Consider the following 22790-nt stretch of genomic DNA (forward strand, 5'->3'; position numbering starts at 1 on the left):
CATCACGCACTACCAGACTGTTTTCAAATATGCTTTCTGGAAACAGATGTGTGATTCACAAGGGGTTTTGGTGAAAATGGTCTGTTATCCCACTGTAGGAAACCGTTCTGTCAAACAGCGTAGTGTAAAAGGTTTTCTGGCCGTTTTGGCGTTGGCCACCCTTTGCACCCCTGTCTCCGCTGCAGAAAATCTTCCTGCCGGGCTGACAGAGCAGCAGATTGATGATGTTGTCAGTCGTGCTCAAAAAGCATTTGATGTTCCGGGTATTGCAGTCGGTGTTGTCCATGACGGAAAAATTGTTTTTGCAAAGGGATATGGACGACGTGCTGAAGAAACCAAAAGCCCACACGTCGATACACGCACCCTTTTTGCCATAGGGTCCAACAGTAAGGAATTTACAGCGACAGCACTGGCTACACTGGTTGATCAGGGTAAAATGAAATGGACCGACCGTGTGGTTGACCTCATGCCTGATTTCCGGGTGTCTGACCCATGGGTGACACGTGATTTCCGGGTGAGTGACTTACTGACACACCATAGTGGCATGGGGCTGGGGGCAGGGGACCTGATGCTGTTTTCCCATAGTAATTTCACCCGGCAGGAAGTCGTGGCCGGTTTGCCTTATATGCCCTTCACAGGTCGCTATCGTGCTGATTACGCCTATAATAACCTTCTTTATGTTGTGGCCGGCACTCTTGTTGAAAAACTATCTGGCCAGATATGGGAAAATTATGTTCAGACCCATTTGATAGATGCTGCGGGCCTGCCTGCCTGCCAAAGCACGCGCCCAATCAAAGGGCAGGCAGATGTCGCCTTCGGCCAAGGAAGTGACGGCATTCTGCCCGATAAAGCGCACCTGAAAACGCCAGCCATGGCCCCTGCCGGGGGGGTATGGTGTAGCGTGGACGGGATGAACCGTTGGGTGCAAATGCTGTTGAATGGTGGGAAAACACCCGAAGGAAAACAGATTATCAGCCTTGCACAAAGAGACGCCCTGTGGGCTCCGCAGGCTTTATTGCCGCTGCCCGATAGCGCGCCGAAAACACAAAGTCATTTCAGAGCCTATGGTTTTGGCTGGTTCATGGAAGATTTTTTCGGCCTGAAAAGGGTGTGGCACACAGGCACAGTGAGCGGAATGGTCAGCTATGTGTCCATGTTGCCAGAAAAACACACAGGGCTTGTCGTTCTGACCAACCATGACGATAATCATGCGACATATTCCATTGCACTGACCATGAGTTCGCTTATGGCAACAGGAAAAAGTCTGGACTGGGTTGCCTACTGGCAGGATGTTGCCAAACAGGCAAAAGATAAAAGCGACAAGGAAGCAGTAACAACAGGGCCGGGGTCACCCGCTCGCCCATTTATCACGCTTTCTGAACAGGATCTGAAATCGTACGTTGGCCGTTATCATGATGCGTGGCGCGGCGATATTCAGGTTTCGATGCAAAATGGGGCACTCGTCATGACCTTCAGTAAAGCCGATGGTCTGTCAGGCATTCTCTCTGCCCTGCCGCATGATCTGTTTGTAGCAAAATGGAAAAATCGCGAGGAAGACAGCAGCGACGACAGCTATGTGCAGTTTGAACGGGATGTGACCGGCAAAGTGACGGGTTTTCATATGCAGCTTGTCGGCTCTGACTTCAGCTTTGATGCGCAGGATATGCATCCGCTCAAGGTTTCTGACTGATGGCGTACAAAACCAGCATGATTCCCCGCCGGTTTTTTCTTCAGGCTGCGTCTCTTTCCGGGGTGCAGACCGCTTTGTCGGGGTGTCAGATGACGCCCCGACAGGATGGTTTTGCCAAAGCAGATGCCCGTATTCAGAAAGCCATTGCGGACGGAGACTGCCCCGGTGCCGTCTGGGGCGTGGGGCAGCATGGTCGTATCGTCCATAGCGGCGTGTTTGGTATGCGCAGTCTGGTACCACAACGTGAAGCCATGACATGGGACACCGTGTTTGACATGGCGTCACTGACCAAGCCGATGATAACGGCTTTGGCGGTAATGCAACTGGTCGAAAAAGGGCTGGTGGATGTTGATAAGCCAGTTTCTACCTATCTGCCGGATTTTGCCGTGGGAGGCAAAGCCACTATTACCGTTCGCCTCTTACTGACCCATTTTTCCGGTTTGCAGCCGGATTTGCCGCGTCAGCCAGATTGGTGGGGAAAAGCGGCAGCGGCTGAACGTGTCATGCGTGCCGTGCCTAAAATAGCCCCGGGTAGCGGTTTTATTTACAGCGACCTTAACTTTATTGCCTTGGGTCTTCTGGTTGAAAAAATCACCGGACAAACCCTTGCTGTATACGCTCATCATGCCATTCTTCAGCCATTGGGTATGACGCAGTCAGGTTTTCTGCCAGACGCATCCCTGCAAAATCGTATCGCCCCGACGCAATACGATGAAAAAGGGCAGATGTTGCGTGGTGTCGTGCACGACCCGACAGCCCGACGTATGGGCGGCGTTGCAGGGAATGCCGGTCTTTTTTCCGTGGCGGATGATGTGGCGCGTTACGCGCAGGCGTTGCTGGATAAACGGGCTGGTCGGGAAAGTGCTTTCCCCTTGTCCCGCGCAATGCTGACCCGCATGACAACGCCCCAGCAGCCAGACGGGCAAAAAAGTCTGCGCGGCTTTGGGTGGGATATTGCGTCGCCCTATGCCTCGCCTCGGGGGAGCCGTCTGTCTCATAATTCTTTCGGTCATACCGGATTTACGGGAACATCTTTATGGATAGATCCTGATAATGATTGTTATGTTTTCATTCTGACAAACCGCGTTCATCCTGACAGTAACCGGAGTGTTGTGTCTCTCCGTCGGGATGTTGCAACCGCAGCAGGCGAAGCATTGGGGCTGCCTCTTGCCCCGCCCTGAAGGGGCAGGACGAACGGCACACATAACCTCAAGTTATGAAGTGGGGGTACTTTTAAAATAGTGCGAAAGAGCGGATTTTTTTAGTTTTTTCTTAAGAATGCCTTGAGATTGAACAGTATCACACTCTTTGGGGCCTTCATAACGGGAAAGAGGTTGACGGTTAATATGCCTGCAAAGCGGACCATTACGATTGTAGGTGGAGGCGTTATCGGCCTTACAACCGCGTATGCCCTGATACAGGCCGGGCATGATGTCACGTTGATAGAACGTGAAGACAATGTCGGCCTACAGGCCAGCTTTGGCAATGGTGGGCAGCTCAGTTACCGGTATGTGCGCCCATTGGCTGATGCCGGAGTACCTTTGGATGCCGTGTCATGGATGTTCAGGGCAGGGTCCCCCATTTCTCTCAAACTGCGGCCAGACTGGCATCAATGGCGCTGGCTTCTGGATTTTCTGGCCGCCTGTAATGCCCGAACAAACCAGAAAAATGCGTCTATCCTTCTGAAACTTGCATTGCGTAGCCAGAAAACACTTCATCAATGGCAGCAGGACGGCCTTGATGGTTTTTTGTGGAGACAACCCGGAAAGCTGGTTGTTTACCGTAATGCAGCCAAATTCAAAAAAGCTGCAAAAGCCGTAATCAACCCCCAGCAGGAGCAAGTGCTTACGCCACAGGAATGCGCGAGGATTGAACCTGCCTTTGCTTCTCTTGCACCGCGTCTGGCGGGGGGCATATTCTCGCCAGATGATGAAGTGGCCGATTGTCATTTATTTTGTCAGTCTTTGCTAACGGCACTTCAGTCACACCCGTCGTTTCGCCTGCTGCGGGGTGAGGCACGCCTTGAGGGCGGAGAGAATGACCGCTGCCGCATAACAATAGATGGCGTAAAGCACGAAACAGATGTGATTGTGCTGGCCGCTGGTCTTGCGTCTCGCGCTCTGGCTAAGCCGCTGGATATTGCTTTGCCGTTATATGGGCTGAAAGGATACAGCCTGACTGTGCAGGCTGATGATGCCGTTCTTCCTACTGTCAGTGTGACAGATTACGATAACCGTGTGGTATATGCGCGCCTGGGTAATCGTTTGCGGTTGGCGGCCATGGTGGATATCGGTGCGCTTGATGCGTCCATCAACCCTGAACGTATTGAGCATCTTAAACGTCTGGCCGCCGAGACACTTCCGGCTGCGGGCCCTTATACGTCTGCCGCAACATGGGCCGGTATGCGCCCTGCAACGCCAACGGGCGTGCCGATTATTGCCCCGACCCAATGGAAAAACCTGTTGCTAAATGTTGGTCATGGGGCTCTTGGTTTTACGCTTTCTGTTGGGTCAGCCCTGACTATTCGTGATCTTGTTGAAGGGATGCATACTTAAAATGAAACAGACACCCGCGCGCCTGTATCGTCGTCATGTCTTGTTGGGTGGGGTCGCAGCTGGGCTGTTGGCTGGAGGGATGCGGAAGGGAGCGCAGGCCGAAACAGTATCATCGCTTCACGGGCTTGACGGTTTGGATGCGCCTGTTGAGGTATTTGAGGACAAATGGGGTGTGCCGCATGTACAGGCAGCTTCAATTTCAGACGCATTTTTTGCTAATGGTTACTTGATAGCGCGTGACCGGCTCTGGCAGCTTGACTTTGACTATCGGCGGGCTACCGGGCGACTGGCCGAAGTCTTTGGTCCGGATTTTGTATCATCTGATACAGCAAATAGATTATTTCTTTTTCGTGGAGACGTTACTGCCGAATTTCAGGCTCTTCCAGAACAGGTGCGTGAATGTGCGCAAGCCTATGTTTCTGGAATAAATGCTTATATTAATACTCTGACTGAAAAAACAATCTCCCTTCCGCCTGAATTTACGGATTTTGATTATACGCCGCTACACTGGGATGTTCTTGATCTTATCCGTATCAGAGCAGAAGCAACGGGAAATACAAAAGCAGAAATACGTCGTGCGCGTCTGGCCGCTCAAGGGGCGCTTGATTACGATGGCCTGATAATGCCTTTGCGCCCCGCCCATAAACTGACAGTGCCTGATGGGCTGGATGTGCATGCCGTTACAGAACAGGATCTCGGGTGGTTCGGTGTTCTTCAAGATGCACTGCCGACCAAGCATTTACATGATGAAATACCCAAAAATGATAGCGATCATCGCCGTGCCAATGAAGGCAGTAACGCATGGGTTATCGCGCCATCACGTACCGCAACCGGGCGGCCAATCCTTGCTAATGACCCGCATCTCAGTTTTAGTGTGCCAGGCCCCCGTCATGTTATTCACCTGACAGCACCGGGGCTGGACGTCATAGGCGGTGGTTCAGCCGGTATGCCCGGTGTCATGCAGGGGCATAACGCACATATTGCATTTGGGCGCACCAATTTTCATATCGATCAGGAAGATCTGTTTATTCTTCGTACACACCCTCATCATCCAGATCGTTATTTTCATAATGGTCAATGGAAAGAAATGGGGCGCGAGGAAACCCTTATCAAAGTGCGGGGTGAGGCTGATCAGCGTGTAACATTGCGCTATGCGACTCATGGGCCAGTGGTTTCTGCTGACGCGAACAGAAACAGGGCTGTCGCAGTCTCTGCCACGTGGCTTTATCCCGGTGCCAATGGCCTATTGGCAAATATTGGTATCAATCTTGCGCATGATTGGGATAGTTTCCGCGCTGCACTGAAACTTCATACCAGCCCAACCAATTTCACGTATGCGGATACCGCGGGTAATATCGGGTGGCAGGCAGCAGGTGGCTTACCTGCCCGCGCAACCGGGCATGACGGCCTTTTGCCCGCACCGGGCGATGGGCGCTATGACTGGTCTGGGTTACAGCCGCTTGACGCACTTCCTAACAGCTTCAATCCCGCCTGTGGCTGGTTTGGTACATCAAACGAACTGAACCTGCCTGCTGACTACCCGCAGGCCGAGCGACGCGTCAGCTTTGAATGGAAAGACCCCTACCGGTATCAGCGTGTTGCTGAAGTCTTGCAAGCATCCGCCCATGCAACAATTTCGCAAAGCATTGCACTGCAACATGATACGTTGTCGCATCTGGCTCTCTCCGTTGTGCAGACTTTACCAGATGTGCCGTCTGAATTAGCCGCCGAAGCGGCCATTTTGCGGGGTTGGAGTGGTCACGTTGAGGCTTCAAGTTCTGCCGCCGCATTATATGAACTATGGTGGACTCACCTTAATCGGCTTTTTTATAATACACTAGTGTCAGAAGCCTTGCGCTCTGATCTACCGGCTCCGTTAAATGCCTCTGTGCTTTTAGGTATTTTGCAGAAACCAGATGAAAGACTGGGGAGTGATCCCCACTCCGTCAGCAGAAATTTGCTGGTAAACGCTTTCCAACTGGCTGTGGAAGAAGCACGCGAACGAATGGGGCCTCTTACTGCCCGTTGGCAATGGGGTTTGCTGCATACGCTTCAGTTGCGCCATCCACTGCATACCGCCCCTTCTATAGCGCAACAGTTTCTACCTGTTGGCGGAGAAACAACGCATAGCGGTGGCGACCCATATACCGTTATGGCTCGTTGGTATAACCCAGAACTTTCAGAACATGCTTTGGCCCAAGGGAAAAACCCTTATGCTGTGACAGGTGGGGCAAGTTACCTGATGGTGTGTGATGTGGGCGCGTGGGATAATTCAGTTTTTCTGAATTTTCCTGGTCAATCTGGCCTGCCAAACAGCCCCCATTATGATGATTTTTTAAAGCCGTGGCTGAATGGGGCCATGCAGCCTCTGGTCTTTTCATCTCAACGGGTGCGGGCGGCTGCGCGCAGCCATAGTGTCCTTTATCCCAAAAGGAAAACACCATGAAACATCTTCTTGGTTCAGCGTTTCTTCTTGCGGCGATAACAGCTCCTGCTTATGCTCAGACCTCATCCGGAACGCTGGATGCAGCCGGTGCAACACAGCAACTCAAAACATTGTTGGCGCTCCCTTTTGCGAATGATCTGGTTGGCGCGTCGAAGGTTCAGCGTTTTGCGTGGATTGAAAAGCGCAATGGTGTTCGCAATATTTTAGTGTCAGATGCCGGAGCTGCCCCAAAACAGATAACCCATTACACACAGGATGATGGCACCGATATCTGGGGACTAGCCCTGTCTCCCGATGGAAGCACCGTGGCGTATGTGGAGGGAGGCGACCCGGAATATCCGGATGATCCATCCCCAAACCCGGATCTGAAACCTGTTGAAACACGCCAGTTAGTGCATGTTATTTCAGCATCAGGCAAAGACACCATAGTGGGAGAAGGGTGTAACCCGACGTTTTCCTCTGATGGTAAAATGATTGCCTATAGCCGCAAAGGCACGTTGTATCTTGGTGCGGTTGGCAAAGAAATCAAACCTGTATTGACCCAACGGGGAAGCATTATTTCACTGCAATGGTCACCGGATAAGACACGGTTGCTGTTCACGCTTGATCGCGATACGCACAGTATTATAGGGTTCTGGAGCGTTAAAGAGTCTAAAGTAAGCTTTCTTGACCCTGCCTTGGCGCAGGATATGCAGCCCGAATTTTCGCCCGATGGGCATGCCGTGGCATTTGTCCGGACGCATACTCCCGTAACGTATCACAAAAACAAGGATGCCCGTTTCTGGTCTTTGCAGATATATAATCTGGATACGGGAAAAAACCGGACCGTCTGGACGCCTTCAGCAGGGCGGGGTGCAAAGTTCTGGTCTACCGAGGGAAGCGGACTTCTGTGGGCAGATAACACCCATGTTCTTTTCCCTTGGGAGGGAAGCGGGTGGCTACGTGTTTGCAGTGTTGCAATTGATGGCGGACAGAATGTCCCAACCTGTTTGACGCCAGATCAGGCCGAAGTATCGTCCTATCGCCTATCAGCAGATAGAAAGGCTCTGTTTTATACAAGCAACGCTGGGAATGTTGATAAATGGCATGCATGGCAGGTCGGGTTAGATGGCGCGCATGCTACCCGTTTGAGCAACAGTGCAGATATGGAAACGGATCTTGCTGTTGCTGGCAATGATGTTGCTGTTATTGCGGCGAACGCGAACCAGCCCGCCCATGTGGTGGTTCTGGCCAAGGGGCAATCCCCAAAAATACCAGTCGACCCACAGCTTCCGTCTTCTGTCCATCTTGTAACGCCACAGGATGTTCAATTTAAAAGCGCGGATGGTATCAAGGTACATGGTCAACTATTTCGCCCTGCCGGAACACAGAGTGATAAGCACCCGGCGTTAGTGTTCGTGCATGGTGGCCCTCATCGTCAAATGTTGGCTGCGTTTAACAGTATGGGGTATTATTCAAACGCTTACGCCATGAATCAGACGTTGGCAGAACAAGGTTACGTGGTGTTGTCCGTTAATTATCGGAGCGGCACGGGCTATGGTGAAGCCTTCCGTAATGCGCCCGAGATTGGTCGTGCGGGAGCCAGCGAATATCGTGATGTGCTGGCTGGCGCGACGTACCTAAAAACACTTTCTGACGTTGATCCTCACCGTATCGGTATATGGGGAGGCAGTTGGGGCGGGTATCTGACAGCGCTGGCTTTAGCGCGGAATAGCGATGTTTTCCGGTCTGGCGCAGATTTCCACGGTGTGCATGACATGACGCGTACAGATAAGATGGGCCTTTCTCCATCTGAAAACAAAGCCGCTCATGATCTGGAATGGCAATCGTCTCCAGTTGCGAATATCGCACACTGGCATGCTCCTGTTCTGCTGGTGCATGGAGATGATGATTATAACGTGGAGTTTTCACAATCAACGCTACTGGCGCGGATGCTGTCAGAACAAGGGGTGAATTACGAAGAGCATTCATTCCCAAATGAACGTCATGCCTTTTTACGCATGCAGGACTGGTTGACGGCGTATCAATGGACGAATGCTTTTTTGGCGCGCACATTAAAGGATAGTCAGCCTTAATTCTTTCACCAGCTTTTCAGAGAAGGGAGACATCATGCTCATAAACCGTTTTCAAAAACATTTTGGGATGATCTGTTCAATTCTCATGCTGGGGGGCGTGAGTTATAAAGCGCATGCAGAAAGGCCCGATGCACCCCTTGCACACCAAATTGAAAAAACCGTTCTGGGACAGAAAGGGCTTTTTGCAGTCTACGCTGCACGCGTTGGCGCAAGACCAGAAGTCTGCCAGAATTGCGACCATCTGATTAATGCTGCCAGCACAATCAAACTTTTTGTATTAGATGCTGCCTACAAAGCTTTTGCAAGCGGAACACTTCATCCAACAGACCTAATCCCCGTCCATAATCATTTCCATTCTTTGGTTGGCAAAGGCACATTTGTACTGGACCAGAAGGAAGATTCTTACGACTCCCTGTATGCTCAACAGGGAAAAGAGGTTCCAGTTTCAGAACTGCTACGGGTCATGATTCAGTATAGCAGTAATCTGGCAACCAATCTGATGATTGAAAAACTAGGCGTTTTTCCTATCCGCGATGTTGTGAAGGAGCAGGCGCTTGATGGAATCGTTTTCGGTCGCATGATTGAAGATTTTGATGCAGATGCACAAAACATCCGTAATCGTGTATCTGCTCGTGGTCTGGGAGAGTTTTTGCAAAAACTTGATCAGGGTCAGATTGTCGGAAAAGAGGCAAGCCAGAGCATGATTACGATTATGCTTGGGCAGAAATTTAATGATATTATTCCTCCCGGCCTTCCTGCCGGAACACCCGTGGCACATAAAACAGGTTGGGTAAACGGCGTGAAAAATGATGCCGCCATTATCACGTTGCCTGATGGTTCTCATTATATTCTGGTTGTATTAACATCGGGGCTACCGGATGAAGCGGCAGGCGTTAAGATTTTGAATATAATTTCACAAGAAGTGTACGATTATTTTTCACATTCTTCGGCGCATTAAATCAGGCTGTATTCACGATTCAGATCAGGTCTATATGGAGGCGAAGATACCCTCGTCTCCATAGTCAAAACTCATGACGTCTCTTGAGTTTTGCGCCCCGGTAGCGTTTGATTACTGTGCTAGATAGCCACCATCTACTGGCAAAACAGCCCCGGTGATGAAAGACGCTTCGTCAGATGCAAGAAACAGAATGGCGTTCGCGACTTCCTCGGGTTTTCCCATACGCCCCAGAGGGTGCATGCTAACAACTTTATCAATACCTTCTTTATCCATACCAGCGACAGCAGGGGTATCGATTGTCCCGGGTGCGACTGCATTCACCCGGACACCTTTATCAGCGAGATCAATAGCAAGGTGTTTTGTCAGGCCAGAGGCTACAAATTTGGCGGGGCCATACACGGCCTGACCTTTCTGACCTGCAAACGCAGAAATGGAAGACAGGCACACGATTGCGCCTTTTCCGGCTTTTACCATCTCAGCGGCTGCATATTTGCAACTTAGAAACATGCCACGGCCATCAATAGCCATAGTATGGTCCCACAAATCTACTGTGGCGGATGCAAGATCAGCTTCGGGAATAACGCCGGCATTTGCGACAAGAATATCAATGCGTCCAAATGTTGCCACGGATTCAGTCATAATCCGTTTAACAGCGTCTTCACTTGCAACGTCCCCGGCAATACCAATTACTTCCACCCCTTTGTTTTTCAGAGCGTGAACCAGTTCATCAAGTGGTTGCTGATCTCGATCATTTAGGACAAGTTTTGCCCCCTCGCGTGCAAAGCGTTCTGCCGTGGCACGTCCCATACCACGGGCTGCGCCTGTGATCACGGTTACTTTCCCTTGTACGCGCCCGGATGATGTGTCTGTTGGCATGAGACCGACAAACCTTTCGTCTGTAAATCAAATATTGAAAATGGTTCTGTTTGGATGAAACCACTTCGTGATGGGTAGTTCCCTGTCAGAGCGATCTGACGGGGGCGAGTATCTTATTCCTTCAGGAAAGGACGGCCTTCATGTGCTACCAGAAGATCATGCATATCGGTTGCGTGTTCTTCTTCCTCCGCCAGAATATGTTCAAGCATGATACGAGTGGTTGGGTCTTTGTCGCCAAAATAGCGGATCAATTCGCGATAATGTTCAATAACAAGACGTTCGGCAACAAGGTTCTGCCGCACCATTTCTACCAGATTACCACCCTTCCCATATTCACTGGCTGACCGGGTTGCCAGTCCTTCCGGATCAAAATTTGGCACACCCCCAAGCTGGTCAATACGGTTGGCGGCAGCCAGCATGTGGGCGCGTTCTTCCTTGGCGTGGGTTGCAAATTCTTCTGCAATGCTTTCGCTGGTCAGTCCCTCGACTGAAATCGAATGCATGGTGTAGCGCAACACGCAGACCAGTTCGGTTGCGACAACAGTTTGCAGCAGGTCAATGGCAGTCTGCACATCGCCTTCATAAGCAGGGGTTAGGGCTCCCTTTTCAATGGATTTTTTTGCACGTTCCCGCAGGGTCTGTACATCCGTCAGAAATGTATTTTCTGCTGTCTTGGTCATGAGAGAACATCCTGATTAAAATGAATTTTAATCCTGCTATGCAGGACATTTCGCTTTTAACAACAGGTGCCAGACAGAATGGTTGCAGAGTTTTTTTGACGCTCTTGTGAAGAAAAGCAGGTAAACTTCAGATCAGGAAAAATGGGTCTTGCTATAACCCCTATGGCTCAAGGGCTTATCTGGTGTTTCAACCAGTTGGTTGCGGCGGTCAGGGTTGCTTCATCATTCTGTGTGGCTTCATCTGGTATGACATTATGACCGTATAATTTTCCGGTTCTATCTGCGTCAATGCTGGCTGTCAGCATCATACGTCCGCCGTCAGGAAGGAAAAATGTTCTATTGGCGGAAGCGTGACCTGCGGTAGCCGTGCCGAAAAAGCGGGTATTCGGTCGCCCCTTGAAGGCAATGGCCACGGCCTCGCCCGAGCTCGCAGTTTGCGAGCCCATGAGAACGGCAACCGGTGCGGTAAGCAGGCTTTGGTCGGTCGGAAGCGAAAGGGCTTTGTCGGGTTGTGCTTTCCACCCGGCTGATTTTTCCCCTTTATTGTTGACGAAATACCCGAGTACGCCGTCGCCTAAAAAAGGTTTCAGGCTGGCAAGCATTGGCCACATATTGCCGCCTTTGTTCTGTCGCAGGTCGATAATCCAGCCTTTTGGAGAACCAGAACTCTGCAAAGCATCAAAAACTGCTTTTTGGTAAGCACTCTTGCTTTGTGCTTGATCAGACGAGAATGATGGTAGTGTGATGCACTGAATGTCAGCGGAACAGGCAGTGAGGGTGGGGAGTATGGGAGGCTTGTTAAAAAATTCTGTGATTTTCCAAGGCGGGATAATAAAGCTGTGATAATCACCTAGGCGTTTTAGAACTATTTGTAACTTTTGATAGACGTCCTGCTGGCTTGCTGTTTGTGCAAAAGACAGAAGCGCTGGTTTCTGGGTGCTCCAGTCAATTCTGTCAGCATTATAAGAATATGTTTCAATATCTGTAATCGCCGCTTGCATGACGGACAACGGTGATGTCGCGGCAACAGCTTGTGTTTGCGCCTGAATATTTATGGATAAGGCAGTAACGGTTGCTTTTCCTGCCCCCTTAAGCGCAAGACCGTAGTTTATTTCAGTTGCATCAGTCGGAATGGAAAGTGTTGTCTGGCGGGGATATTCTGGCTGTTTTCCGGAACTGGGTTACTTTCTGTGTTCGAAAAACCAACCTGTTTTGCCCCTGATTTGACTGAAATCCATAAAATGGTACCTGTTGCAGAACTATCGGTTGTTATTTTTCCCGTTAAGAGCGCAAGTTTTCCCTGAAAATCTTTTGCGGGAATAGTATGCGTTGCCGCAGCAAACTGCTGCGCTGTTGCCTGCGTGCTTTCAAGTGTTATGGCTGTGTCCGATGTGCCAGATGAAGCAGGGTCAACATGCAGGGTAAAGCTGTTGGCAGGGTCGAACTTCCGCCATCCGTCCGTGTCAGCGTATGCGGTGCTGCAAACTGATATTGCCGTCAAAACCGACAACAGGGTGATTGTGCTACGGGTTATAGAAACCATCTGGGCGCTCGCAAAACGGATGAAGGAGGAACAGATTACGAAGTCATAGCCAAATTGATACTTTGTCTTGTCTCATTATAATCAAGTTGGAATATTATAACGCGTAATGTTTCAGGGCTCGTTCCATCCATGCTGCAAGAGCAAACAACTTGTCGTCCTGATGCCCCATGCACATGGCCATCAGGCCAACCGGCGCTGTGCCTTGTGTGTGACAGGGTAAACTGATGGCGCATCCATCCAGAAAATTGGCCACTGTCGGGTTGCGTAGCAGAAGCAGATTGGTGCGGGTATAGGTTTCATCTTCCGTTAAATCGGCCATTCTGGGTGCAATGATTGGCACGGTTGGCAGAAGAATTGCGTCAAAATCATCGAAAAAACCATGAGCTTTGGTGATAAGGGATTTTCGGTTGCGCATCAGGTTAATGTAATCAACAGCACTTTGTTCTTTGCCTCTCAAAATTCGTTTCAAAACAAAGGGGTCGTAGAGATCGGCTTTGGTGGCAATCAGCTTTTCATGCCATGTCAGAGATTCCGGCGCAGGAAAGCCCCCCAGACGGTTCAGTTCCGGGAGGGTGGTCAGGGCTTGAAATGTTACATCCTGTAAGATTGCTCCTGATTTTTCCAGTATTTGTAAGGCATTCTGGTAATCTGCTGCAACCGTGTCATCCATTCCGTCCAGAACATATGTTTGCAACATGCCAAAGCGAGGAGCAGATAGCGCGGTAGGGTCCGGGGCATCTTCTGCCCGAACAGTCTGACCAGAAAGGGCACGGTCTGCGGCCCAGCAGCACGATACAGTGCGGCCTAGACTGCCAACAGAATCAAGCGTGAAAGAAAGCGGGACCATGCCGTCTGTTGAAACGCGGCTGGCAGTCGGTTTGTAACCGACAATGCCGGTTAACGCTGCGGGGATGCGGCATGACCCCCCGGTATCGCTGCCAATACCGATGGCGGCCATGCCATCGGTCACGGAAATTGCCGCGCCGGAGGAAGACCCGCCGGGTATGCGCATAGTCGCCCGGTCCCACGGGTTAGCAGGCGTGCCGGTATGTGGATTGACCCCAACACCGGAAAACGCAAATTCCGTCATTGTTGTGCGGCCCATGGAAATCAGGCCAGCCTGTTTCAGGTTGCAGATAGCCGGTGCATCCTGTGTCGCTCGGGGCGCATCTTCCAGCACGCGTGACCCGGCTGTGGTAATGCAGCCGACTTCATCAAACAGATCTTTGACGGACATGGGTATGCCCGCTAGCGGGGGGGCGGATATGCCTGCCTTGCGCTGTGCATCATATGCCTCAGCCTGCTTGCGGGCGGCTTCAGCGTGAGTCTGAACAAATGTGCGGCGGCCTTCCCCGTCAGGGGCAGCAATGGCGGCCACTGCCTGTTCTACTAAAGCCCTGCTGGTGGTTTTACCTGAGGCCAAGTCAGTGGTCAGGTGCAGTAGCGGGGCGAAGGCTTCAGACATTTCTAAGGCTCCATGCAAGGGCAGGCCAGACAGGGGAAGAGCTCCATAAGAGCGTGTTTGCAAAAAATTTTACAACCCCTTGGCGTGCAAGACGTTGTTATGCCGATACATCTTAATAAAAAAGAAACGGAGGCACGGCGTGCAGGGAACCGTCTGTTCTGAAACAACCGGGGATAAGAACGACACAAACCAGAATAATGACAGCAAAAATGCAGGGCCATGGCTAGGGCAGGCATCCCTTTTTGCCTTGGCGGCAGGTCTTGCCGGGTTGATGTTTGGTTTGGATACCGGGGTTATTGCAGGCGCTCTGCATTTTATTGGTCTGGAGTTCAAAACCAGCACCGTTATGGATGAATGGATTGTCTCCACCCTGATGCTGGGGGCAGCAGGCGGTGCCTTGTTAGCCTCATTTCTGGCGCGGGAGTGGGGGCGCCGCGTTACGCTGTTCTGTGCTGCGGTGCTTTTTCTGGTGGGGACTGCGGCCTGCTGTCTGGCCCATTCTGTGCTCATGTTAATGGCGGGGCGCGTTGTGTTGGGTCTGGGCGTTGGGCTGGCTGCCTTTGCCGCACCGCTTTATATTTCCGAAATCACGGCCCAGAAAGATCGTGGCCGCATGATTTCACTTTACCAGATGGCGATCACTATCGGTATGCTGATGGCCTATTTCTCGGACAGTTTGCTGGCTGGGGGTGGGCATTGGCGGTGGATGCTAGGTATTCCGGCTATTCCCGCAATCCTGTTTTTGCTGAGCACGTTAATGGTGCCATATTCGCCCCGCTGGTTGGTCACGCAGGGGCGTCACAAGGAAGCGTCGCGCGTATTGCACATGCTCCGTGACAGTAGCGATAAAGCAAAACGCGAGCTTAAGCGTATTCGCGAGCAAGTTAATAAAGACAATGTCAGCGGCTTCGCGCTTTTCAAAACGAGTGCCCCGTTTCGCCGCAGCTTTTTTCTGGGGCTTTCTTTACAAGCCCTGCAGCAGCTTACTGGCATTAACGTGTTGCTGTATTATGCCCCAAAAGTGCTGGAACGTGCCCATTTTGGCAGTTCAGCAGCCATCTGGGCCACAACGCTGCTCGGGGTGGTCAATCTGGTGGCAACTGTTGCGGCGTTGTTTCTGATTGACCGCTGGGGCCGTCGCCCACTTCTGGTGACAAGCTGCATTATTGCCAGCCTTAGCCTTGTGCTGTTTGGTTTTGTCCTGAAACTGCAAGTTGAGGGGCCCTTAGGCGCAGTGCTGATTATTGGCACACTGGTAGCGTTTATTCTGGGCTATGCGTTGGGTGAGGGACCATTACCCTGGACATTATGTTCGGAAATTCAACCGCTGAAGGGGCGCAGCCTCGCGATTGGGTGCTCCACTTTTGTAAACTGGATGACCAACTGGCTCATCAGCAGCGTCTTCCTGTCATGTATGACGGTGCTGGGGGATTCCAATACGTTCTGGATTCTGGCTGGTTTTAATGTAGTGTTTCTGGTTGTGGCGCTGATATTTGTGCCAGAAACCAAAGGCACATCACTGGAAGATATTGAAGACAACCTGATGCAGGGGAAGCGTCTGCGCGATATTGGCGATACCGCTTCTTCCCCTACGGCACAGACAGTGGGAACTCAGGCTGTAGCTTGAGCGTCGTCACGGAGCGTTACAACCAGAGGCACATGGTCGGACGGGCGCTCAAGCGCCCGTTCGGCTTTATCAGGCCACGCTGTCTCCAGCCGTTCTGCAACGCGGGGTGAGAGCAGGGCGTGGTCAATTCTTAAACCGGAATCGCGCGGCCATGCACCGGCCTGATAATCCCAGAACGTATAGGCCGTGCCGGAAGGATGCAGTGCGCGAAGGGCATCGGTCAGCCCAAGCCACAGCATGCGGCGGTAAGCCGCACGGCTTTGCGGGCGCACCAGAGCATCGTCCGGACCCAGCGCACCCGGTGCACAATCTTCTGGTGTGGGGCAGACATTATAGTCGCCAGCCAGAATGAAGTCGGTATCAGTTTGCAGAAACTGCTGTGCGCGGGCGGTCAGGGCATCAAAAAAGGCTAGTTTGGTTGCATAGCCTTCTTCTCCCCCGGAATTGCCATTTGGCAGATACAAATTGCCTAGTGTCAGTTTCTGGGTTCTGATCTCTACATATCGGGCAACAGGATGGTCAAAACCCGGCAGGTGGTCGGATGTGACCTCAAACCCGCCTTTTACCAGTGTGGCCACGCCATTGTAGGATTTCTGGCCAACAATAGCACAGTCATACCCGGCTTCTTTGAACGCATCGGCAGGAAACTGGTCGGTCTCGCATTTGATTTCCTGCATCATCAGTACGTCAGGCTGCTGTCGCTCCAACCAATCAAGAATCAGATGCTGGCGCTGGCGAACGGAGTTGACGTTCCAGGTAGCAATTTTCATGCGACAGAAAAGCTTGTGCCACAGCCGCAGGAGGACGCCGCATTCGGGTTATTCACCGCAAAATGGGCCCCCATCAGCTTATCCGTAAAATCAAGTTCAGCACCGCTCAACAGATCAAGGCTGGCAGGGTCAACCACCACCAGAGCATCACCCTGCTCAATGCGGGCATCATCAGCAGCTATGTCATTCGGCCCTATCAGGGTGAACTGATACTGAAAGCCGTTACAGCCCCCGGCCTCAACCGCGACGCGCAGTGCGGCAGGCGGGGCCGCGTCTGCTGTGGCAACAGCTTTGCGCTTGGCAATGACAGAGGCAATCCGCGTGGCGGCGGCCTGCGATACGGTGAAGGGCTGGGGCTGGGTCATACCTTCTAGATAGCGTGACAGATAGCGGGTTTGAAGGGGTATGCGGGCAGACATGGTCAATTTTAGCGGAATGGCTTAGTGTATTTGCCACATTGCGCAGTCTCCCTTGCATGCTGTCGGGAAAGGCTGGGCCAGTGGGGTCACACATGGCCCGGATATGACTGAGACGGAGCAGGACCCTACCGCATGCCAGCACAGGCCGCAGCCCATCTGTTTCTTGCCCCCTATGCCGTGCAGCCGGGCACAGGCCGGGCCAGACGCCTGCATGCGGAAGAAGAATCGCCCACGCGCTCGCCATGGCAGCGGGACAGAGACAGGGTTGTCCATTCCTCCGGGTTTCGGCGGTTGCAGTATAAAACGCAGGTCTTCATCAATCATGAGGGCGATTTTTTCCGCACCCGTTTAACGCACTCGCTGGAGGTCGCGCAGGTGGCGCGCTCCATGGCGCGGTTTCTGCAACTGGATGAAGACCTGACAGAAGCCGTGGCCCTAGCGCATGATCTGGGCCACACGCCGTTTGGGCATGCCGGGGAAGATGCTCTGGCCGCCCTGATGTACGACTGGAACGGGTTTGACCATAATACGCAGGCGTTGCGGCAGGTCACGGTGCTTGAGCGCCGTTATTTGGGGTTCGATGGCCTGAACCTGACGTGGGAGACGCTGGAAGGGCTGGCCAAACATAACGGGCCAGTTAAAAAACCAGCACCTTGGCTGCGTGATTTTGATGCCCAATGGCCGCTTGATCTGCACAGCTATGCTTCGGCCGAGGCACAGGTGGCTGCGCTGGCTGATGACATCGCCTATCACGGTCATGATCTGGATGACGGCGTGAAGTCTGGTCTGGTCACTCTGGATGATTTGAAGGATGTGCCCTTGGTGGGAGATGCCCTCCGGCAGGCGCAGGCTCTGGCGGCTGATCTACCCGATGATATGCCGCAGAAAAAGCAGCGCATCCGGCATGAAATGGTAAGGCGCGTCATTCACGCATTGGCAACCGACGTGCTGGTGTGCACCCGGCAGAACCTGCAAGACCTTGCGCCGCAGAGTGTGGAAGATATCCGCGCGGCATCTGCCCCGGTCGTGGCGTTCAGCCCGGCTATGGCCGAAGCAAACAAGGGTATCCGTAAATTTCTGTTCGCCAAGCTGTACCGGCACTGGCGTGTGAACCGTATGACGCACAAGGCCAAACACGTGACGGCGGAGCTGTTCACCATTCTGGTGGAGTCGCCCAAACTGTTGCCAGACCGCTGGCGCGAAGTCGCGCTGGCGGGTAATGACGCCACCATACGCCGCACAGTGGCAGATTATGTGGCTTCAATGACGGATCGGTACGCGATGGAAGAACATCGGCGGTTGACTGATCTGTCAGTACCGGGCTGAAAACGCGGCTCGACCGTTTTGTAGTGGGAAAATTTTGGGCATGTCTGAGTGTTTGTTCCAGCTTTATCGTCATCACGTCCTGGCCGCCGTGCGAGGGCTGCTGCCCGACGTGCCGGAAGAAACACTGGCCCGTGTTGAAGTAACCCCCACGCGTGACGCCGCGCATGGTGATATGGCCACCAATGCGGCCCTGCTGCTGGCCAAGGCCGCCCGCCGCAAACCCGCAGATATTGCGGCTGATCTGGTGGCAGCACTTGAAAAAGTTGAAGGCGTGGCCAAGGTTGCGGCGGCAGGCCCCGGCTTTGTGAACATAACGCTGGCTCCCGAAGTGCTGCGGTCCGTGCTGCCTGCGGTGCTGAAGGCTGGCGAACGCTATGGCGAGTCACAGTCGGGCAAAGGCGTGCGCGTCAATGTGGAGTATGTGTCCGCCAACCCTACGGGCCCTATGCATGTGGGCCATTGCCGTGGCGCAGTTGTGGGGGATGCACTGGCAAATCTGCTGGCCAAGGCCGGTTTTGACGTCACCAAAGAATTCTACATTAATGATGCCGGGGCACAGGTAAAGGCGCTGGCATGGGCAACCTACTGGCGTTACCTGCAAGCCTTGGGAACCACCCTGACGGAGGAGGAGTTTTCGGCTCTGACACCGGGTGGGCTGCAATATAAGGGCGAATATCTGATTCCGGTGGCTGAAGCGCTGGTCGCAGACTATGGCGATAAGCTGGCTGAAGAAGGCGCCCGTCCGGCCCCTGAAAAAACATGGCTTGAAACCATACGCGGCTTTACCGTGGCCCATATGCTGGCCGCTATTAAGGAAGATCTGGCCGCACTTGGGGTGCATCAGGATGTTTTCACATCTGAAGCACAGGTGCTGCGTGATGGTGTGGTCGATGCCGCTATCGGTCGGCTTGAAAAAGCAGGCCTGCTGTACGAAGGTGTGCTTGAACCCCCTAAAGGCAAGCTGCCTGATGATTGGGAAGAACGCGAACAGCTTCTGTTCCGCTCCACCCAGTTTGGCGATGATGTTGACCGCCCGCTTAAGAAGTCAGACGGCACCAACACCTACTTCGCCAATGATATCGGGTGCCATGCGGACAAGGTGGCTCGCGGCGCGCAGGTGATGATTGACGTCTGGGGCGCAGACCACGGCGGTTATGTTAAGCGCATGAAGGCTGCCGTTCGCGCTGTGACGGATGATACCGTGCCGCTTGAAATCGTGCTGTGCCAGATTGTGCATATTCTGCGCGACGGCCAACCGGTGAAAATGTCCAAGCGCGCTGGCACGTTTGTGACCCTGCGTGACCTGATTGATGAAGTCGGCAAGGACGCAGTGCGCTTCACCATGCTGACGCGTAAAAGCGATGCCCAGATGGAGTTCGATCTCGATCTGGTTGTGGCACAGCAGCGCGATAATCCGGTTTTTTATGTGCAGTATGCCCACGCACGCTGCCGTTCTGTTCTGCGTATGGCGCAGGAAGATGGCAGTTACGGGCCAGTGACGGCAGAGGCTCTGGCCAGTGCGCCGCTATCCGCGCTGGAAGCGGATGCTGAAATGGCGTTGCTGCGTCGTCTGGCAGAATGGCCCCGTTTGATTGAGTCCGCAGCCCTTGCGCGTGAAGCGCACCGTGTGGCGTTCTATCTGGCAGATCTGGCTAGTGACTTCCACGGCTTGTGGAACCGTGGTCGTGATGATGCGTCTCTGCGCTTCCTTCAGCCCGATGCGCCAGAGGCAACCCGTGCACGTCTGGCCCTTGTTGCGGCCACCGCCACGGTTATTCGTTCCGGGCTGGCAGTCATGGGTGTGGAACCCGTCGAGGAAATGCGCTGATGAGCGACGATAATAAAAACAACTCCTTTGACGAACGGATAAGCCGTGCGCGCGAACGCATGAGCACGGATTACGATGACGCACCCCCGCCGCGTCGCCCCGTTGGCGCGGCCCCCGGTAAAACAGGGTCAGGCGGCGTTCTGGCACAGTTTCTAAGCAGCGATTCCGGCACGCGCAAACTGGTTTACAGTGCAGCAGGTCTGGGTGGTTTGTTGGTTATCGGGATTGGAAGCTGGGCGCTTCTGGGCCACCACCAGTCTGGCATCCCTGTCATGGGGCCGCCCCCCGTTTCCATGCGCACAAAGCCGGTTGATCCGGGCGGGATGCAGCTTGATGGCGTCAGCATGCCTGAAGCTGAGGAAGAAGGACAGGCACACCCTGTCCCTGCGCCCGAAAAGCCAAACCCAAGTGCGCTTGCCGCCCAGTATGGCCAGCAGGCTGCCAGCACGGATGCCGCCACCAAGGCCAAGGAGCCGGAAACACCGACGCCCCCGGCTGACGAGACCAAGACGGCAGAGGCCGGAAGCCCTGCGGCTGATGGTGCTACCCCGGCAACACCTGCCAAAACAGGCACCGATTCCGCGCCTGCTGCCGCTACGCCCGAAGAACAGCAACCAACCAGCCTGCCAGATACCAGCGAAGGTACGACAGATGAATCCGCTGCAGGCGATGCTGCTGCGGCATCAGGCGCGGCTGCGACGAAGGCTCCGGCCAAGCAGCAGCCAGCCCCCCCGGCAGCCCCTGCTACCCGTAAGGATACCCCTGCACCTGCAGCTGCGACCAGTAAGCCAGAGGCGGCGCTGCCTGCGCCGGTTCCGGTCGCATCGGGCGGAAAATACAAGGTGCAGCTTGCTGCCTTGCAGTCGGAGGCTCAGGCCCAGCAGGAGTGGAGCCGCCTGAAAACGCATTACCCCACGCTGTTTGCTGATAAATCACCCGTGGTGGAAAAAGTGCAGCGTGATAACGCGGTGTTTTATCGCCTGCGTGTCAGCGGATTTGCCTCGAATGCTGAAACGCGCACCTTTTGCGGTGCGGTCCGGGAACGTGGGTTGGCCTGCGCGCAGGTGCGCTAACTAGGTTCAGGAAACTGACGGAAGCTTGCTGTTGCGGGCTTCCGTCATGTCTGGGGTAGAGATGGGGCGTCGGCTTGTTTCGGCAGCCCATCCTCGCCGGGTTGTTTCCCTTTTCCCTATACGTTTCAGGCTATAGCCCCAGCAGCATAGGGGCTTTCCTTCCTTCACACGCCAGAAGACAAGACGTCACACAATGGATGCCGACCAGCGGCTAAATTCCACACCAGACTCTCGGCAGGCAGAACCATCACCCCAGACGGGTGACGGTTCAGTGCAGGCCGAAGCCGGGAAGCAGGCAAGCCCAGCACACCCTGCTGGCGTGCAGGAGGACGCGGTACCCCGCGTACCGTTGCTCCAGCTTGAAGGATTTGAAGGTCCCCTTGACCTGCTGCTGGATCTGGCGCGTGCCCAGAAGGTTGATCTTAGCAAAATCTCCATTCTGCAACTTGTGGAACAATATCTGGCGGTTGTTGAATCGGCCCGTAAGGTAAGGCTTGAACTGGCGGCCGATTGGCTGGTGATGGCAGCGTGGTTGGCATGGTTGAAATCCCGCCTGCTGCTGCCTGCTGAAGATGACCTCGCTATGGAAGGGGAAGAAGCAGCCGAACTGCTTCAGGAACGCCTGATTGAACTGGCGTGCATGGGTGAACTCGCCCGATGGCTGGAGGCCCGACCGCGTCTGGGGCGTGACGTCTGGGCGCGCGGCGAGGCCGAAACGCTGATTGAGATTGACCGGTCGGGTCTGGCACTGGATATGCCGCAGCTTATGCGGGCCTATATGGCGGCCATGCGCCGCACAGCGCGTAAACGCATTTATGCTCCCCGTACCATCCGGTTCTGGACCGTGCAGGATGCCCTATCGCGTCTTACCCGTTTGCTGGGGGAAACACCGCCGGGCTGGAACAGTCTGGATGCGTTTCTGCCAGAAACATTGCCGGAAATAGCCGTGGGAGAAGACGCCATCCGCCAGCGCCGCGCGGCCATGGCAGGTACGTTGATAGCCGGTCTGGAATTGGCCAAAAGTGGCAGACTCGAACTGCGGCAGGATGAAATATTCGGCCAGATTCTCCTTCGCCCCCATGACGGTCACCCTGAAGAGTCAGACGCGATGGACGATGACAACCCACCACAAGAGAGTGAGCATGCCAATAAACCAGCACTTGCTACGTCGGAAGGGCTGAACGATGCGTCGGGCCAAACTGACATACGGAAAGGGACACGGGGGAGCAAAGGCGCATGAGTACAGACACACCATACCCGGACCCCGCCATGCCGCATAATGTTCACTCACAGAACCTGCCTTCTGACGGCGCGGACACATCTGTAGCATCGGTCACCGCAGATGCGTCTTCAGTCATGCAGCCCGGTGACGCTTCTTCCGTTGACAGAGAGACCCCGGCCGACAGGCTTTCAGAAGCAGAAGCAGAAGCAGAAGCAGAAGCAGAAGCAGAAGCAGAAG

Annotated in this window: 19 protein-coding genes; 12 read left to right on the forward strand and 7 right to left on the reverse strand. The window is 53.7% G+C overall.

Going from position 1 to position 22790, the window contains the following annotated elements:
- The first annotated feature begins 76 nt into the window (after positions 1 to 76).
- The 6 genes from Abin_RS14715 (at position 77) to Abin_RS14740 (ending at position 9724) form a co-directional block, all read left to right on the forward strand.
- On the forward strand, positions 77 to 1690 hold the full coding sequence (locus Abin_RS14715) for a serine hydrolase (RefSeq protein ID WP_048848342.1): 1614 nt from the start codon (positions 77 to 79) through the stop codon (positions 1688 to 1690).
- Positions 1690 to 2871, forward strand: a complete 1182-nt coding sequence (locus Abin_RS14720) for a serine hydrolase domain-containing protein (RefSeq protein WP_084593688.1) — start codon at positions 1690 to 1692, stop codon at positions 2869 to 2871. The genes Abin_RS14715 and Abin_RS14720 overlap by 1 nt, the downstream gene beginning before the upstream one ends.
- Positions 2872 to 3036: 165 nt before the next feature.
- A complete protein-coding gene (locus tag Abin_RS14725) occupies positions 3037 to 4245 on the forward strand; it encodes an FAD-dependent oxidoreductase (protein ID WP_048848274.1) in 1209 nt (402 codons plus the stop codon).
- A gap of 1 nt (position 4246) precedes the next feature.
- Complete coding sequence (locus tag Abin_RS14730; protein ID WP_048848277.1) at positions 4247 to 6691, forward strand: penicillin acylase family protein; 2445 nt, start codon at positions 4247 to 4249, stop codon at positions 6689 to 6691.
- Entirely contained in the window at positions 6688 to 8766 is a 2079-nt protein-coding gene (locus Abin_RS14735) for a S9 family peptidase (protein WP_048848279.1), read from the forward strand. The genes Abin_RS14730 and Abin_RS14735 overlap by 4 nt, the downstream gene beginning before the upstream one ends.
- A 34-nt stretch (positions 8767 to 8800) precedes the next feature.
- The gene (locus tag Abin_RS14740) at positions 8801 to 9724 is read left to right on the forward strand and encodes a serine hydrolase (RefSeq protein ID WP_084593689.1); all 924 of its coding nucleotides are present in this window, start codon (positions 8801 to 8803) and stop codon (positions 9722 to 9724) included.
- A gap of 111 nt (positions 9725 to 9835) precedes the next feature.
- On the opposite strand, the gene Abin_RS14745 is transcribed toward Abin_RS14740, so the two are convergent.
- From Abin_RS14745 to Abin_RS14765, 5 genes are all read right to left on the reverse strand, one after another.
- Positions 9836 to 10600, reverse strand: coding sequence for an SDR family NAD(P)-dependent oxidoreductase (locus Abin_RS14745; RefSeq protein WP_048848281.1), 765 nt, complete (start codon positions 10598 to 10600; stop codon positions 9836 to 9838).
- 113 nt (positions 10601 to 10713) lie between these two features.
- Positions 10714 to 11280, reverse strand: a complete 567-nt coding sequence (locus Abin_RS14750; RefSeq protein ID WP_048848283.1) for a ferritin-like domain-containing protein — start codon at positions 11278 to 11280, stop codon at positions 10714 to 10716.
- 167 nt (positions 11281 to 11447) lie between these two features.
- On the reverse strand, positions 11448 to 12281 hold the full coding sequence (locus Abin_RS14755; RefSeq protein ID WP_048848285.1) for a S41 family peptidase: 834 nt from the start codon (positions 12279 to 12281) through the stop codon (positions 11448 to 11450).
- Positions 12282 to 12388: 107 nt separating this feature from the next.
- Positions 12389 to 12823 carry a hypothetical protein gene (locus tag Abin_RS14760; RefSeq protein ID WP_048848288.1) on the reverse strand — a complete coding sequence of 145 codons (435 nt, stop codon included), beginning with the start codon at positions 12821 to 12823 and terminating at the stop codon, positions 12389 to 12391.
- A gap of 94 nt (positions 12824 to 12917) precedes the next feature.
- Positions 12918 to 14288, reverse strand: a complete 1371-nt coding sequence (locus Abin_RS14765) for an amidase (protein ID WP_048848290.1) — start codon at positions 14286 to 14288, stop codon at positions 12918 to 12920.
- Between the two features lie 139 nt (positions 14289 to 14427).
- Between Abin_RS14765 and Abin_RS14770 the strand changes: the two genes are divergently transcribed.
- Positions 14428 to 15915 carry a sugar porter family MFS transporter gene (locus Abin_RS14770; RefSeq protein ID WP_048848292.1) on the forward strand — a complete coding sequence of 496 codons (1488 nt, stop codon included), beginning with the start codon at positions 14428 to 14430 and terminating at the stop codon, positions 15913 to 15915.
- Here Abin_RS14770 and Abin_RS14775 read toward each other — a convergent pair.
- Positions 15900 to 16685 (reverse strand): exodeoxyribonuclease III, encoded by a 786-nt coding sequence (locus Abin_RS14775; protein ID WP_048848293.1) that lies wholly within the window; start codon positions 16683 to 16685, stop codon positions 15900 to 15902. The two genes, Abin_RS14770 and Abin_RS14775, sit on opposite strands and share 16 nt — an antisense overlap.
- The gene (locus tag Abin_RS14780; RefSeq protein WP_048848347.1) at positions 16682 to 17050 is read right to left on the reverse strand and encodes a HesB/IscA family protein; all 369 of its coding nucleotides are present in this window, start codon (positions 17048 to 17050) and stop codon (positions 16682 to 16684) included. The genes Abin_RS14775 and Abin_RS14780 overlap by 4 nt, the downstream gene beginning before the upstream one ends.
- Positions 17051 to 17236: 186 nt before the next feature.
- On the opposite strand from Abin_RS14780, the gene Abin_RS14785 reads away from it, so the two are divergent.
- From Abin_RS14785 to Abin_RS14805, 5 genes are all read left to right on the forward strand, one after another.
- Positions 17237 to 18430: a deoxyguanosinetriphosphate triphosphohydrolase gene (locus Abin_RS14785; RefSeq protein WP_048848295.1), complete on the forward strand. Its 1194-nt coding sequence runs from the start codon at positions 17237 to 17239 to the stop codon at positions 18428 to 18430.
- 40 nt (positions 18431 to 18470) lie between these two features.
- Positions 18471 to 20258 carry an arginine--tRNA ligase gene (argS, locus tag Abin_RS14790; protein ID WP_048848297.1) on the forward strand — a complete coding sequence of 596 codons (1788 nt, stop codon included), beginning with the start codon at positions 18471 to 18473 and terminating at the stop codon, positions 20256 to 20258.
- Positions 20258 to 21331 (forward strand): SPOR domain-containing protein, encoded by a 1074-nt coding sequence (locus tag Abin_RS14795; RefSeq protein WP_048848299.1) that lies wholly within the window; start codon positions 20258 to 20260, stop codon positions 21329 to 21331. Before argS ends, Abin_RS14795 begins: the two co-directional genes overlap by 1 nt.
- Positions 21332 to 21524: 193 nt before the next feature.
- Positions 21525 to 22571 (forward strand): segregation and condensation protein A, encoded by a 1047-nt coding sequence (locus Abin_RS14800; protein ID WP_084593690.1) that lies wholly within the window; start codon positions 21525 to 21527, stop codon positions 22569 to 22571.
- The coding region (locus Abin_RS14805) for a hypothetical protein (RefSeq protein WP_048848300.1) at positions 22568 to 22790 on the forward strand (223 nt) is incomplete at its 3' end. The genes Abin_RS14800 and Abin_RS14805, both read left to right, overlap by 4 nt.

This window comes from Acetobacter indonesiensis, assembly GCF_000963945.1.
Classification (GTDB): Bacteria; Pseudomonadota; Alphaproteobacteria; order Acetobacterales; family Acetobacteraceae; genus Acetobacter; species Acetobacter indonesiensis.